Origin of the sequence: Xanthomonas sp. NCPPB 3582, from assembly GCF_041475735.2 — a bacterium.
GTDB lineage: Bacteria > Pseudomonadota > Gammaproteobacteria > Xanthomonadales > Xanthomonadaceae > Xanthomonas > Xanthomonas codiaei.
In genome coordinates this window covers 4,803,698-4,818,203 of the sequence record NZ_CM192968.1, presented here as the reverse complement: position 1 = coordinate 4,818,203, position 14,506 = coordinate 4,803,698, and the positions used below count along the sequence as shown (strand labels likewise).

Annotated in this window: 10 protein-coding genes and 1 CRISPR repeat array; of the genes, 5 read left to right on the top strand and 5 right to left on the bottom strand. The window is 63.9% G+C overall.

Features of this window, described 5'->3' with window-relative positions; genetic code table 11:
* Nucleotides 1–2 precede the first annotated feature (2 nt).
* The 5 genes from ACCQ05_RS20475 to lepB all read left to right on the top strand — a co-directional run bounded on the left by ACCQ05_RS20475 (nt 3) and on the right by lepB (nt 5,869).
* Nucleotides 3–632: a lysophosphatidylcholine acyltransferase gene (locus ACCQ05_RS20475; protein ID WP_372392302.1), complete on the top strand. Its 630-nt coding sequence runs from the start codon at nt 3–5 to the stop codon at nt 630–632.
* 118 nt (nt 633–750) lie between these two features.
* A complete protein-coding gene (locus ACCQ05_RS20470) occupies nt 751–1,020 on the top strand; it encodes a hypothetical protein (RefSeq protein WP_372392301.1) in 270 nt (89 codons plus the stop codon).
* Nucleotides 1,021–1,219: 199 nt separating this feature from the next.
* Entirely contained in the window at nt 1,220–2,230 is a 1,011-nt protein-coding gene (locus ACCQ05_RS20465) for an isoaspartyl peptidase/L-asparaginase family protein (RefSeq protein ID WP_372392299.1), read from the top strand.
* A gap of 403 nt (nt 2,231–2,633) precedes the next feature.
* Nucleotides 2,634–4,814 carry a peptidyl-dipeptidase Dcp gene (dcp, locus tag ACCQ05_RS20460; RefSeq protein WP_372392298.1) on the top strand — a complete coding sequence of 727 codons (2,181 nt, stop codon included), beginning with the start codon at nt 2,634–2,636 and terminating at the stop codon, nt 4,812–4,814.
* 425 nt (nt 4,815–5,239) lie between these two features.
* Complete coding sequence (lepB, locus tag ACCQ05_RS20455) at nt 5,240–5,869, top strand: signal peptidase I (RefSeq protein WP_372392296.1); 630 nt, start codon at nt 5,240–5,242, stop codon at nt 5,867–5,869.
* Between the two features lie 87 nt (nt 5,870–5,956).
* Here lepB and ACCQ05_RS20450 read toward each other — a convergent pair whose 3' ends face one another.
* From ACCQ05_RS20450 to csy1, 5 genes are all read right to left on the bottom strand, one after another.
* On the bottom strand, nt 5,957–6,538 hold the full coding sequence (locus tag ACCQ05_RS20450; RefSeq protein WP_372392295.1) for an SDR family NAD(P)-dependent oxidoreductase: 582 nt from the start codon (nt 6,536–6,538) through the stop codon (nt 5,957–5,959).
* A gap of 19 nt (nt 6,539–6,557) precedes the next feature.
* Nucleotides 6,558–10,005: direct repeats of the CRISPR family, unit length 28 nt; unit sequence TTTCTGAGCTGCCTACGCGGCAGTGAAC.
* A gap of 129 nt (nt 10,006–10,134) precedes the next feature.
* Nucleotides 10,135–10,701: a type I-F CRISPR-associated endoribonuclease Cas6/Csy4 gene (gene cas6f, locus ACCQ05_RS20445; RefSeq protein ID WP_372392294.1), complete on the bottom strand. Its 567-nt coding sequence runs from the start codon at nt 10,699–10,701 to the stop codon at nt 10,135–10,137.
* 4 nt (nt 10,702–10,705) lie between these two features.
* A complete protein-coding gene (csy3, locus tag ACCQ05_RS20440) occupies nt 10,706–11,842 on the bottom strand; it encodes a type I-F CRISPR-associated protein Csy3 (RefSeq protein WP_372392293.1) in 1,137 nt (378 codons plus the stop codon).
* Nucleotides 11,770–12,783: a type I-F CRISPR-associated protein Csy2 gene (gene csy2, locus ACCQ05_RS20435; RefSeq protein WP_372392291.1), complete on the bottom strand. Its 1,014-nt coding sequence runs from the start codon at nt 12,781–12,783 to the stop codon at nt 11,770–11,772. Before csy2 ends, csy3 begins: the two co-directional genes overlap by 73 nt.
* Complete coding sequence (gene csy1 / locus ACCQ05_RS20430; protein WP_372392290.1) at nt 12,780–14,150, bottom strand: type I-F CRISPR-associated protein Csy1; 1,371 nt, start codon at nt 14,148–14,150, stop codon at nt 12,780–12,782. Before csy1 ends, csy2 begins: the two co-directional genes overlap by 4 nt.
* Between the last annotated feature and the right edge of the window lie 356 nt (nt 14,151–14,506).

Here is a 14,506-nt window from a genome sequence, read left to right as displayed (position 1 = left end):
GCGTGAGTCAACCCGACCCGTCGTTGCCACCGGTAACACAGGCCAACATCCTGCTGCAGCCATCCCCGCCCAGAATGCCGCGTGCGCACGGCCGCTTCGGCCGCTGGCTGGGCCGCACAGCGCTGCGTCTGACCGGCTGGCGCCTGCTCGGGCGGCTGCCCGACGAGCCCAAGCTGGTGATGATCGTGGCGCCGCATTCGTCCAACTGGGACGGCTTTTTGGGCTTTGCGGCCAAGTTCGCGCTGGGCTTCGAAGTGCGCGTGCTGGGCAAGGCGCAGCTGTTCTGGTGGCCGCTGGGCCCGCTGCTGCGCAAGCTCGGCGGCATCCCGCTGGACCGCAGCTCGCCCCAGGGCACCATCGGCCAGGCGGTGCGGCTGATCCGCAATTCCGAGCAGATGTGGTACGTGATCACCCCCGAAGGTACGCGCAAGCGGGTGGAGCAGTGGAAGGCCGGCTTCTGGAAGATCGCCTCCGACGCGCAGGTGCCGATCCTGCCGGTGTATTTCGACTACCCCAGCAAGACCGTGGGCATCGGCGAGCCGTTCTGGACTGGCACCGACATGGCGGCCGACATCGCCGCCATCCGCAGCTGGTACCGCCCGTGGCGCGGCAAGCACCGCGATACGTTGTAGGACGCGGACGAGTCGCGGCACGTGCGTGTGAGTCCACCCAGTGCCGCGGCTGCTTGGAAACACGATGCGGTGCGCGGCAAGGCAATCAGGCCTACGAGCACAGGAAGAGAGTGTTCGAATGAACATCACCCTGGAACAGTTGTTCGCATTCGCGTTGTATGAGCTCCGGCGCATGCTGGCCGGGCACCTCGGAAGCCAGAGTGAATCGCCTCCATCGGTGCGTGCCGCCGCGCACCTGGCGTATGCACTGCACAACGATGCGGAGGCGGTGCTGCAAGGCCGGTCGTTCGATCCCGAGAGTGAGGTCACCAGGCTCGGCGCGGTGGATCGCATGTTGGGGACGAGGTTTCAGCAACGACTGTCCCATGCAATGCGCGATCTTCCCTGAAAGACGCGCAGGCCAGATGTTGTTCATCGGTTGGCTGCTTCAGCTCTTGCGTGATTCGTGCAGCACCCCACTTTGGCGCTGCGGTTACTTGCAACCGAACGTCTCGCTCGAAGCCGAACATGTCCTGCTCGCTTGCGACAGAGAGCCGGCCCGTGCCCGCCCCACCGAGTATCTTGATCACTTGCAAGGAGGAAACACCATGATCAGCTTATCCGTCCGTGCGCTCTGCCTGTCCTTGTTGCTGTGTACCGGCCCGGCGCTCGCGGCCACGCCGATGCTGGTCATCCACGGTGGTGCGGGCGTGGAGAAATCCAGCCTCTCGCCCGACGAACAAGCCCAGGCGCGTGAGGCGATGCAACGCGCGCTGCGCGCCGGGCATGCGGTGTTGAACCGCGGCGGCAGTGCGGTCGATGCAGTGGCAGCCACCATCTCCGTGCTGGAGGATGCGCCGCAGTTCAATGCCGGGCGCGGTGCGGTGTTCACTCACGACGGCAAGAACGAGCTGGACGCGGCCATCATGGATGGCGCCAGCGGCAAGGCCGGGGCGATTGCCGGCGTGCACACGGTCAAGAACCCGATCCAGCTGGCGCGCCGCGTGATGGACCGCTCCAGGCACGTGATGCTGGTCGGCGACGGCGCCGAGCAATTCGCGCGCGAGCAGGGCGTCACCCTGGTCGATCCAAGCTATTTCCGCACCGACAAGCGCTGGCAGCAGCTGCAGAAGGCGCTCAAGGCCGAGGCCGGCGACCGCCAGGCGCAGGCCGCGCTGGAGCTGGAAACCGCCAGGCATTTCGGCACCGTCGGCGCACTGGCGCTGGACCGCGACGGCCATCTGGCCGCCGGCACCTCCACCGGCGGCATGACCAACAAGCGCTACGGCCGCGTCGGCGATGCGCCCATCATCGGCGCCGGCACCTACGCCAATGCGCAGTGCGCGGTCTCCGGCACCGGCTGGGGCGAGTTCTATATCCGCGCGGTGGCGGCCTACGATATCTGCGCGCGCATGAAATACGCCGGGCACTCGTTGCAGCAGGCGGCCGAGGCGGTGATCGACCAGGAGATTCCCACCGCCGGCGGCGATGGCGGCGCCATTGCGCTGGACGCGCAGGGCAACATCGCATTTCCGTTCAATACCGAAGGCATGTACCGCGGCTGGATCGGCGCGGACGGCACCCCGCATGTGGCCATCTTCAAGGACGAGACGCTGTAAGGACGCGCTGCGTACCGGTGCGGGGCGCTCGCCGCCCGGCAGCATTGGCGCAGCTGGTGCCGACGACCTCCAGCCGGCGGCGGTCTCCAGCGACCGCCCGCCCGCCGGCTGCCTTGCGTGCGCGGGCAGCCGCCGCGGGCAGCCCCACCCCGGCGGGCAGCCCCACCTCGCCTGCAGCCGCACGACCTCGCCCAGCCACTCTGCCCGCAAGTCGCGCACCGCAACCTCGCCGTAGCTTCCCCGCTCCCGCTCGTGGCTCCACGCTTCTCCCGCCTGCGGGAGAAGGTGCCCGAAGGGCGGATGAGGGCGCCGTTCAGCGGCCCCAGCCAACGGCACATGCCACCGCCGCGCAAACCCGCTAGCGTGACCGGCTGCCGTACCAACCACTCAGGAATTACACGCCATGTCGCGTACCGTCGTTCTGGCCGCTGCCATCACCCTGGCACTGGCCGCATGTTCTGGAAAAGAGCCGTCCGGTAAGGAGTCCACCCCCGTGTCCGAGAACACCGTCACCCCCGCCGCCGATGCCGCGCCGAACCCGCTGCTGACCGCCAGCACATTGCCGTTCCAGGCGCCGCCGTTCGACAAGATCAAGGACGCCGATTACCTGCCGGCCTTCGAGGAGGGCATGCGCCAGCACCTGGCCGACATGCGCAAGATCGCCGACAACAACGAGCCGCCCACCTTCGACAACACCATCGAAGCCATGGAGCGCAGCGGCGAGACGCTCACGCGCGTGTCGCGCATCTTCTTCGGGCTGGTCCAGGCCGATACCAGCGACGCACGCCAGAAGATCCAGGAAGAGATCGCGCCCAAGCTGGCCGCACACCAGGACGAGATCAATCTCGATCCCAAGCTGTTCGCGCGCGTCAAGACGCTCTACGACCAGCGCGATACCTTGAACCTGGAGCCGGAACAAAAGCGCCTGCTCGAGCGCGATTACGAAGAACTGGTGCGCGCCGGTGCGCAACTGTCCGATGCCGACAAGGACAGCCTGCGCAAGCTCAACGTGGAAGAAACCACCCTCTCCACCCAGTTTCACACCCGTCTGGTTGCCGCCTCGGCCGCCGGTGCGGTGGTCGTGGACGACAAGGCCCGGCTCGACGGCCTGAGCGAGGGCGATATCGCCGCCGCCGCCGATGCCGCCAAGGCGCGCAAGCTCGACGGCAAGTACCTGCTCACCCTGCAGAACACCACCCAGCAGCCAGTGCTGGCCTCGCTGAAGGACCGCCAGCTGCGTGCCGAGGTGCTCAAGGCCTCTGAAACCCGCGCCGAAAAGGGCGATGCCAACGACACCCGCCAGACCATCCAGCGCCTGGCCCAGCTGCGCGCGCAAAAGGCCAAGCTGCTGGGGTTCGACAACTACGCCGCCTACAGCCTGGGCGACCAGATGGCCAAGACCCCGGAAGCGGCGCTCAAGCTGCTGACCGACACCGTGCCGGCCGCCACCGCCAAGGCACGCCGCGAAGCGGCCGAGATGCAGAAGGTCATCGACGCGCAGCGTGCTGATGCAAAGACCGGCGATTTCAAGCTCGCCGCCTCCGACTGGGACTTCTACGCCGAGCAGGTGCGCAAGGCCAAGTACGACCTGGACGAATCGCAGATCAAGCCGTACTTCGAACTGGACAATGTGCTGCAGAACGGCGTGTTTTATGCGGCCACGCAGCTGTACGGCATCACCTTCAAACAGCGCACCGACATCCCGACCTACCACGCCGACATGAAGGTGTATGAAGTCTTCGATGCCGACGGCAGCTCGATGGCGCTGTTCTACACCGACTACTTCAAGCGCGACAGCAAGTCCGGTGGCGCCTGGATGGACGTGTTCGTCGAACAGGACGGCCTCACCGGTGCCAAGCCGGTGGTCTACAATGTGTGCAACTTCACCAAGCCGGCCGCCGGCCAGCCGGCGCTACTGAGCTTCGACGACGTCACCACGCTGTTCCACGAGTTCGGCCACGCGCTGCACGGCATGTTCTCCAAGGTGAAGTACCCCTCGATCGCCGGTACCAGCACCTCGCGCGATTTTGTGGAATTCCCCTCGCAGTTCAACGAGCACTGGGCCTCCGATCCCAAGGTCTTCGCCAATTACGCCAAGCATTATCAAACCGGCGCAGCGATGCCGGCCGAGCTGGTGGAAAAGATCAAGAAGGCCAAGACCTTCAACAGCGGCTACGCCACCACCGAATACCTGTCGGCCGCGCTGCTGGATCTGGCCTGGCACACCCAGCCGGCCGATGCGCCGCTACAGGACGTCAGCAAGTTCGAAGCCGATGCGCTGAAGCGCTTCAAGGTGGACCTGGCCGAAGTGCCGCCGCGTTACCGCAGCACCTATTTCGATCACATCTGGGGCGGCGGTTACTCGGCCGGTTACTACGCGTACTTCTGGTCGGAAGTGCTCGATGACGATGCGTTCGAGTGGTTCAAGGAAAACGGTGGCCTGACCCGCAAGAACGGCGACACCTTCCGCGCCAAGATCCTCTCGCGCGGCAACACGGTCGACCTGGCCACGCTGTACCGCGATTTCCGCGGCAAGGATCCCAGCGTGAAAGCGCTGCTGGAAAACCGTGGCTTGACCGAATGAGGCACCTGCGTGCGCGACGCACGCGGCTGCCAGCGATGAACCAAGACGGGATGGCCTTGCGGCCATCCCGTTTTCCTTGCGTCGTTGGCAAGGCTCCCAGCGTGAAGACGCTGCTGGAAAACCGTGGGTCGACCGAGTCAGCGTTGCATTGCTGCGAGGCCGGCCGCATGCACGACCTGTTGCCTGCACACCGGAACGGGATGGCCATGCGCCATCCCGTTTTCGGGTGTGCGGATCGAGCGGGCATGTTGCGGCGATGCCGGCGGCAGACACAACGCAGGCAGCAATCGCCGTGAGCCAGGAAGAGGCAGGCCAGCGACCGATGCCGCCCACGCTGCCATGCCTTTCGTCACCATCGCCGCTTGCCATGCAGGCGCATCGTCGCCTCGAGCCGACGTGGCTCGCTGCCGCCCGACAGGTCTGTCATGCCCTTATCGCATTCCCCTTCCTGCCGTTGGCAGCGCGCTGCCCGCTGGTCGCGCAAGGAGCTATTGCCATTGCTGGTCATGCTGGTGCTGCTGACCGCCGCGCGCTCCTCGTTCGCCAATCACTACCAGGTGCCGACCGGCTCGATGCAGCCGACGCTGCAGCCAGGCGATCGCGTGGTGGTCGACATGCATGCCTATGGCTGGCGGTTGCCGCTGAGCAACCACGTCCTCATCGAGGGCGCACACCCGCAGCGCGGCGAGGTAGCGGTGTTCGATTCGCCACGCGACGGCACCCGCCTGATCAAGCGCGTGGTGGCGGTGGCCGGCGACCGCGTGGATCTGCACGATGGGCATCTGTCGATCAACGGGCAGCCGCTGCAGATCGACGACGACCCCACGCGCGAACGTTTCGGCACGCGCATGGCGCAGTTGGACCTGGATGCAGGCGGCGGGCCGGATCTGCAGGATGTGCAGGTGCCGGCGGGCAAGCTGCTGGTGGTGGGCGACCATCGCGGCAACAGCCTGGATGGACGTTACTTCGGGTTCGTCGATGCCGCATCGGTGTATGGCAAGGTGGTGGCGGTGTATTACCGGCGCGGCGACGGGCTGGAGTGGATCCGGCTGTAAGCGGCGCAGCGATGGCCGCGTTTCACCGCGCCGTCCTGCGCATCCATGCCGTGCGCGCAAGGGGGGCGCGCACGGCTCCGCCCCAGGTCAGAACATCTCGCCGGTCAGCGTGCATGAGGCTTCCCACAGGCGTGCCGCCACGTCCGGGTCCTGTGCCTGGCGGGCCACGCTGGCCGGGGCCGGGCTGCCCTTGAGCTCGAACAGCCCGCCCGGGCCGTAGTAGCCGCCGGCCTGTGCCTGCGGCGCGGTTGCCGCATACAGCGTGGGCAGGGCGCCGGCCGCTGCGCTCTGGCTGATGGCCGGACCCAGCCATCGGGTGAGCAGGTCGATCGCCGTGCGGCGACCTCCAGCCGCCGGCCCATTGGCGATCAAGGCGGTCTGCGCGATGCCCGGATGCGCGGCGACTGCGCGCAGGCCCCAGCCGTGCGCATCGCTGCGCCGCTGCAGCTGCCTGCTGAACATCAGCATCGCCAATTTGGACTGGCCGTACGCCTTCCAGGCGCGATAGGGGCGTTCGCCCTGCAGGTCGTCGAAGTCGATGCGCGCCGAGCGATGGGCAATGCTGGACAGGTTCACCACGCGCGGTGCCGAGGCGGCGCGCAGCAAGGGCAGTAGCCGTGCGGTGAGCACGAAATGTGCCAGGTAGTTGCTGCCCAGTTGCAGCTCCATTCCGTCGGCGGTGGTGCATTTTCTGAGCTGCCTATGCGGCAGTGAACGCCAGTTCCGGGGTGCTGCGCTCCGTGCAGCTTTTCTGAGCTGCCTACGCGGCAGTGAACACCACCGAGGAGATCCGGCAGGGCTTCCTCGATTTCTGAGCTGCCTACGCGGCAGTGAACCTGCGTTGACATGCACGAAGACCTTGCTGCGTTTTCTGAGCTGCCTACGCGGCAGTGAACGCGCAATTGACCAAGATCCTTGGCTTTGACAATTTCTGAGCTGCCTACGCGGCAGTGAACGGACTGGGTACCGCGGGTCTTGGCCCGGTTGATTTCTGAGCTGCCTACGCGGCAGTGAACCCAGTCGAGCACCGAAGAGGTGGTGGCGTTGATTTCTGAGCTGCCTACGCGGCAGTGAACGATGTGGGACAGCTCCAGATCGGCATTACCAATTTCTGAGCTGCCTACGCGGCAGTGAACCGAACCACTCAGGCGCAGGCGTCGATTCCACTTTTCTGAGCTGCATACGCGGCAGTGAACACGATGACGGGACGAGAGGCCTTGGATTTTGCTTTCTGAGCTGCCTACGCGGCAGTGAACGCGGCCATCTTCCACTGGCCGCCGTCTGAAATTTTCTGAGCTGCCTACGCGGCAGTGAACCCAGCGCGCTCCAGATCGCTTGTGGCTGGAAATTTCTGAGCTGCCTACGCGGCAGTGAACTGCGCCCGATCGCTGGGCAGGATCTTCGGGGCTTTCTGAGCTGCCTACGCGGCAGTGAACGTCGTGCCCGACACAGCTGCGCCGATGTTGATTTTCTGGGCTGCCTACGCGGCAGTGAACGCTGGAACGAACGTCGTGGCGCTCAAGCGCGTTTTCTGAGCTGCCTACGCGGCAGTGAACGCTGGCAGGCGGTATCGCCTGTGAATCTCTGCTTTCTGAGCTGCCTACGCGGCAGTGAACTTCCATGATCAGCCCTCCGTGGGCTCGATGTATTTCTGAGCTGCCTACGCGGCAGTGAACGATGTGGATGCTATGCACGCGGTAGCTTGCAATTTCTGAGCTGCCTACGCGGCAGTGAACGAAACACGTTCCTTCATGATCTTCTCCTAGTATTTCTGAGCTGCCTACGCGGCAGTGAACACCAGCCTTCCGACCCAATCGCGGACCTGCAGTTTCTGAGCTGCCTACGCGGCAGTGAACAATATCGTCGTTTTCTACCACCGCCCCTGTGCTTTCTGAGCTGCCTACGCGGCAGTGAACGCGAACCTATGGTCGAACCGACCACCTACTGATTTCTGAGCTGCCTACGCGGCAGTGAACATGACCGTTTCCAGCACCGGGATGCCGGTATTTTTCTGAGCTGCCTACGCGGCAGTGAACCGCCATCCGCCGCGGCGTGCTGATGCCGTACATTTCTGAGCTGCCTACGCGGCAGTGAACGAGCACCTTCGCCGCCACCAGCTGCGGCCCCATTTCTGAGCTGCCTACGCGGCAGTGAACGCTACAACCACACAATACCCAAATCTCAATTATTTCTGAGCTGCCTACGCGGCAGTGAACCGTGCTCCGGCTTGCTGCGCTGTGTCGGTGGTTTTCTGAGCTGCCTACGCGGCAGTGAACCGCATCATGGTCGATCAGCAACAAGATCGATTTTTCTGAGCTGCCTACGCGGCAGTGAACGTGGAGGACGTGATCGGCGGCATCGCCAAGGATTTCTGAGCTGCCTACGCGGCAGTGAACATTGCGGCCTGGCCGGCGGCGGCAACGATCTTTTTCTGAGCTGCCTACGCGGCAGTGAACTGGAATCTTGGCTTTGAACGTGGTCCCGTGCTTTTCTGAGCTGCCTACGCGGCAGTGAACCGTGCCGCCTATGCGCGCATCAATGGGCTGAATTTCTGAGCTGCCTACGCGGCAGTGAACATACCAATAGCCATTCGGGAACCCGCGAATGGTTTCTGAGCTGCCTACGCGGCAGTGAACCGCGGACGCATCTAAGGGCGCGGGCACCACTTTTTCTGAGCTGCCTACGCGGCAGTGAACACGTTTTCGGCGCCTCGGCCGCTGTCCCCGATTTTCTGAGCTGCCTACGCGGCAGTGAACACCGAAGATCCACTCCAACCGGTGGGCCTCCATTTCTGAGCTGCCTACGCGGCAGTGAACAGCTCCAGCTGCTTTGCCTTGGCTTCCCAGTATTTCTGAGCTGCCTACGCGGCAGTGAACGACGAGCAGCCGCTCTCGGGCGTGGTCAACATTTTCTGAGCTGCCTACGCGGCAGTGAACCGCTCGGCAGCGCTTTCGCGAGGGATTGCATTTTCTGAGCTGCCTACGCGGCAGTGAACATCAATGCGGCGATGTACCGCAAGGCGACCAATTTCTGAGCTGCCTACGCGGCAGTGAACTCCGGCGCCGCGGTATAGCGGATCTCCGCGCCTTTCTGAGCTGCCTACGCGGCAGTGAACGCGGCGCGCCGCTGCAGGTGCGCTTCGAAGGCTTTCTGAGCTGCCTACGCGGCAGTGAACATGCGCCTGTCGTCGTCGCTCTTTCGCAGGACTTTCTGAGCTGCCTACGCGGCAGTGAACCACATCGTGCGCATGCGCCTCACCAACGGCCATTTCTGAGCTGCCTACGCGGCAGTGAACCGTGGGCAGGCCCGTCATGCGCGTGCCGGCGTTTTCTGAGCTGCCTACGCGGCAGTGAACCGACTCGGCAGCCCGGCGCTACTGGAAACCCATTTCTGAGCTGCCTACGCGGCAGTGAACTATGCATTGCCTGGATATGGCCTTGCTCGCGTTTTCTGAGCTGCCTACGCGGCAGTGAACATGCGCGCACCAGCCTGGATGTTTCGGCCTTTTTTCTGAGCTGCCTACGCGGCAGTGAACCGCCCCATGCATACCAGAACATTCCTGGCGGATTTCTGAGCTGCCTACGCGGCAGTGAACGTAAACCTGGGCATCCAGACGCGTCGCATGACTTTCTGAGCTGCCTACGCGGCAGTGAACTCTCGACGCGCGTATATTGCGTCCGTCCATGATTTCTGAGCTGCCTACGCGGCAGTGAACGCCGCCCTGGCAATTGCAACCCGCATGGGCATTTTCTGAGCTGCCTACGCGGCAGTGAACTTGATGAGGATGCGCACCGTGTCTGCGCTGGTTTTCTGAGCTGCCTACGCGGCAGTGAACGCCAATCTACCCTTGCCGGACGCGGAGCCATATTTCTGAGCTGCCTACGCGGCAGTGAACGCACCCAGATGAGTGCTTGTCGACCTTGGACATTTCTGAGCTGCCTACGCGGCAGTGAACGTCCAGCCGCATCTCGTCGAAGCGGTTGCGTATTTCTGAGCTGCCTACGCGGCAGTGAACGCGCTGGCGAAGGTGCAGGAGCTGCTGGATGCGTTTCTGAGCTGCCTACGCGGCAGTGAACTGGTGCTGTTGCGCGCGCGCGTGAGCGAGCTTTTTCTGAGCTGCCTACGCGGCAGTGAACTAGACAAAAAATCACTCAACCCATTGAAGCTACGGAAAAAGCACCCCTCAAAAAGAACGGGCCCCTTTTCCCGGGAGGCCCGCCAAGTCGTTGATTTTCAGGATCTGCGTGCCGCTCCTGAAAAAAGGGTCAGAACCAGGGGATGGTGGCGTCCTGGCTCAGGCCATAGTTATTGAAGATGCCCGGTAGTGCTGTGGACGACAGTGGGCCCTGCCGGATGAAGAGTGGGAACGACGGTTGCCCTGTGCTGCGGCTGCCCAGAACCACGAAGGGCAGTTGCAACTGTTCGGCGGCCGAATCCGGGATGCGCTGCAACGCTGCTTCGGCATCCAGTCCGTGACGCCGCATCGCCCGGCGGCGCAGGCGCGACGGGCTGCTCTTGGCCTGTACCCGCGTCACTTGTCGATGCTGTGCGTCAGCCGGCACCGCGTTGATGTCCGATACCGCCAGATGATCTTGCATGCCTTGCAGCCAAGGCAGGGCCATCACTGTATGTAACGAAGCAAGTAATCCATGCAGGCGCACGTGGGTACCCAGGGTGGGCTTGCGCAAATCGTAGCGGGGGAAGCTGACGCCGATGTCCTGTCGCCCGTGCTGCGCAAGCATCCGATGCAGGCGAACATATAGGCCGCTGAGCAGTTGATGCGGCGCAAGCTCCGGGTCGGGGCGAAGTTGGATATCCACATAGTGGTCCATAGCGTCAGCCCGCGTCGCCGAAGACGCCGCCCCGGATCAGCGTGGCGATCACGAAGTGCTGTTGTTCTGGCTCCGGCAACTTGTCCTTGATCACCCAGCCGTCGAGCAGATTGTAGAAATCCAGCTTGGCTTTGGGCTGCCGGTAGGCCCTGCCTTGCGTGGTGACCGAGCCATACGGTTCGACCGCAATCGGGCCATTCTCTTCAGCCTCCGGGTACCAGGTGTCGATGGTGCGCAACGCGTTGCCGATCTTCTGCGAATGGATGGCGGCCACGGCGTTGTCGCCCTCGCCGACGTGGTAAAGCGTCTTGCTCTTCTTGCTGCTGCCCTTGTCCAGGATCAACTCCTGGGAGGGGAATACCTCTTGGCCCGCGCCTACGCGGGCGAAGGCGGTAACCTGCAGCAGCACATGTGTGCTGCCCGCCAGCGCGGAGGCGACCAGCGCGGACAAAGCAGCCAGATCCGCGGTTTCAGCCGCTGGAGCCTGCAGGCTGCGCAACGAGTGTGCGTGTGCCTGGAACGTCCATTGCGCGGCGGGTGTCCCGTTCTTCAGGTGCGCCACATGAACCTCCACCTGTTCTGCGCCGATGCGATTACGCCAGAGGAAGCGTCCATTGGCGAGATTGGCTGCATAGCGCTGGGCGAGAGCGTCGAAGCCGTGTTGTTGCACGTAGCCGGCGACCGTGGCGGCAAGTTTCTTGCGATAGTCGGCATCGTTGCAGGCCGAGGGATCGCCCGTGCCACCAAGCACGCGCAAGGTGAATCGTACCTTCAGCGTGTCTGCCTCCAGCGGCAAGGCGGCCACGTCCACGGTCTGCAGGTTGGGATTCTCGATCGCCGCATCGAGCTTGGCCGGATCCTGATCCTTGGTCTTGAGCCGGTTGGAGATGGTGCCGCGCACGGATTTCTCGCGCAACTTGACGGGCTTCCAATCGTCGGATGCGGCGCGCGAGGCCCAGCTGCCGGAAAACAACAATGCGTCGGACGGGTCGAGTTTGCGCTCGAAGGCGAGAACAGAGGCGGTCTTGAGTTCGGTTGCCATGTTGGAATTCCTTGTCGTGAGGTCGGTCAGTCGAGAGCGAAATTGAAATCGTCGTGCAGTTCGGACACGGTTGTTGCAGTGGCAAAGTCGTTGCGGCAACGGTATAGCCCCCGGTCCGGGGAGTTGCTTGCGTACCAGAGCAACTGTTGCGGGGTGTCCAGGCGGTGCGGGCTGATCCACTGCCCAAGCGAGTAAAGGCTTTCGACGAAGCGGAACGGTGTGCTGGCATCACGTGCGTTGGCCACGCTGCCAGCCGCATGTAAATCGCTCAGCGCGCCGTAGCCCACCGGGATAGGTACGATCCAGCCGCTTCCGCTGCGGTCGTTGCTCCATGCGCTGTCGTCTTTCGGGTGCTCGCCCGGGCGGTGGTGCCAATTGATGCGCGACAACGATAGCCACGCATCGAGCCGGGTGGCGGCAGGGTTGATGGCCTGCAGTTCGGCGACACGGGTGTCGAGTAGGTCGCCACGTTCCACCAGCGCGAAGCCGGGCAGCAGCCGCATGCGCGTCTTGCGGAATTGCGCGGTACGGTCGTCCTCGGTGCCGGTCAGGTCCAGCGTCCATGGCTGGTAGCGGTGCCGCGATGGCATCGCCGGTGGCTGCACGCTGCCGCCGGCGATGCGCATGCCGGCGAGAATCTCGGCCACTTTGGCCGTGTCGCCCTGATGGGCATGCGGGTCGTCCATCCAGCGCTTGCTTTGCACGCCAAGCAACAGGCTCAGCTCCAGATGGATACGGCCTTCCTCGACGATGGCGACGGTCTTGCCGTCCTTGCCGACCGGGTTGCGCGTCAGATGGAACGCCTTGACGAAGCCGCCCTGCGTCACGTGCTCCTGGTGGTCATGGCAAATCGCTCCAACCGCCCGAAATGCCAGGTCCAGACCGATAGCATGGGTCTTGCGTTGCAGCGCCCACATGACTCCCAGCAGCGCGGTCATCGACGGGAAACCATGCGTCAGCGGGCTGGAGACGGCGTTGGCGTTGTGCACCTGCAGGCGGGGCAACACCAGCAGATGACTGAAAGCGGGACAGGCATTCATGGGTGACTCCCCGCGAGCGGGCGCCGTTGCAGCGGCACTGGCCAAGCTGCGTCGACGATCGCCTGTCTGGCCCAGTGGCGGTGTTCGCTGTCGCCGACGCTGGTCAGCCCGGCTGCGTGCAGCCGCGCGTTGACCCAGTTGGCGAAGTGATCGGCGACCGCGTCCGGCCAGTCGCCGAAGGTGTGGGCAGCGTTGAAGGCTTCATCGTCCTGGGTCCATTCGGGGTGTTGTGGATCGATGCGAACGGGTAGTTCGGCTCGCTCCGGGTCCAGCCACAGCCGTTCGTACAGCGGAAGCTGGCAGTCAGCATCGCGGGTCCAGCCGGGTGGGAAGCGGGCGTGGGTTTCTGCGGCGAACAGTGCCAGCTGCGCGCCAAGTTCTTGCTCGATCCGTTCACGGGTACCGCGCGTCTGCTGGTTGGACGGCGGTTCTGTCAGCAGGAAATCGGATAGCTGCTTCACCATGGCGCGAACGCCGTTGAAATAGCCGAGCCGGTCGATGGCCGAACCGATCTTCAGCAGGTTGCGTGGCCGATCCTGCGTCCAGGTCGGTGGTAGCGACGCCAGCAGATAGTTCACGCCGCCACGCTCGCTGTTGAGCTGGGAAATGTTCTGCGGCTTGGTGCCGCCGAGCTTGCGTGCCACCAGGTTGCGGTAATCGCGGTAGCTGCCGGCATGCGGCTCCCTGGCGCGCCATGCTTGGCGCGCCAGCTTGTTCGTCTCGCCGAAGCGGGCATCCTGGATGTCCGCGTGCACCGCATGCGCCAGTGTGCTGGAGAACATCGGCTGCAGCAGGTGGTACTGCGTATCGTCGGTCGGCTGGTCGCCTACCAGCCAGTAGACCTGCTTGGCCTGCGCGTGCGAAAGCGCTTGCGGATCGCTACGTACCAAGGCACCGAATGCCTGCATCCAACCGTCGGCGACTTCGGCGTCGGCGTGCAGGGCGGCGCGCAGGTCGCTGTCGCCGGCCTGCATCCAGCCCAGCAGCCGTCGTCCCTCGATCTCGATCTTGAGGAACTTGAACACGTCCAGCGCGGCGGCGTTGCCGACCACGTCCTGCGCATAGTCATCGCCCAGAAGGTGGCTGCCGATCTCGGCATGCCGCGGCAGGTCGCCGGGCGGTACGTGCAGGCTGCTGCCGCGCGCATCGGGATGGGTGGCCTTGAGCACATGGGTGACGGCCTGGATCTGGCCCACCCGGCGCGCGGCGTCGGCCAACCAGGTCCCGTAGTCGTATTTCGACGCCGCTCCGGTGGCGTCCTCGCCTTCCTCGTCCTTCAGCTTGGCCTGCCGTCGTGCTTCGATGAAAGCGGCGATGGCTGTGCGGAAGCGTTCGGAACGTAATGTCTGTCCTGGCTCTGCATTCATTGAGAATCCTTTCGTTCGACCTTTGATAAGTCGCGCGTGTAGAATCCCCACGGCAGCAAGCTGTCGTGGGGTGTTGGGAGGGTCAATCCCTCATGCGACTCTTCTTCCCAAGCGTCGATTAAACACTTCATATCCTCCTTTGCACTTCAAATCTCAGTGCTAGGCCCGGACTCGCACCCGGCTTCTGCTTTCCACCCGGAATTGCCTGCCAGCAATTCCGGGTTTTTAACCATCTATGTCAAAACCCCAGTTCGAAAAAATTCAGTCCGCGTCCTGCTACTATACGACTGGCAAGTCATCTTGCAAGTCACTGCGGAATACGCAGCTCAGGAAATCTAGGTCAATACTGCGGTTCG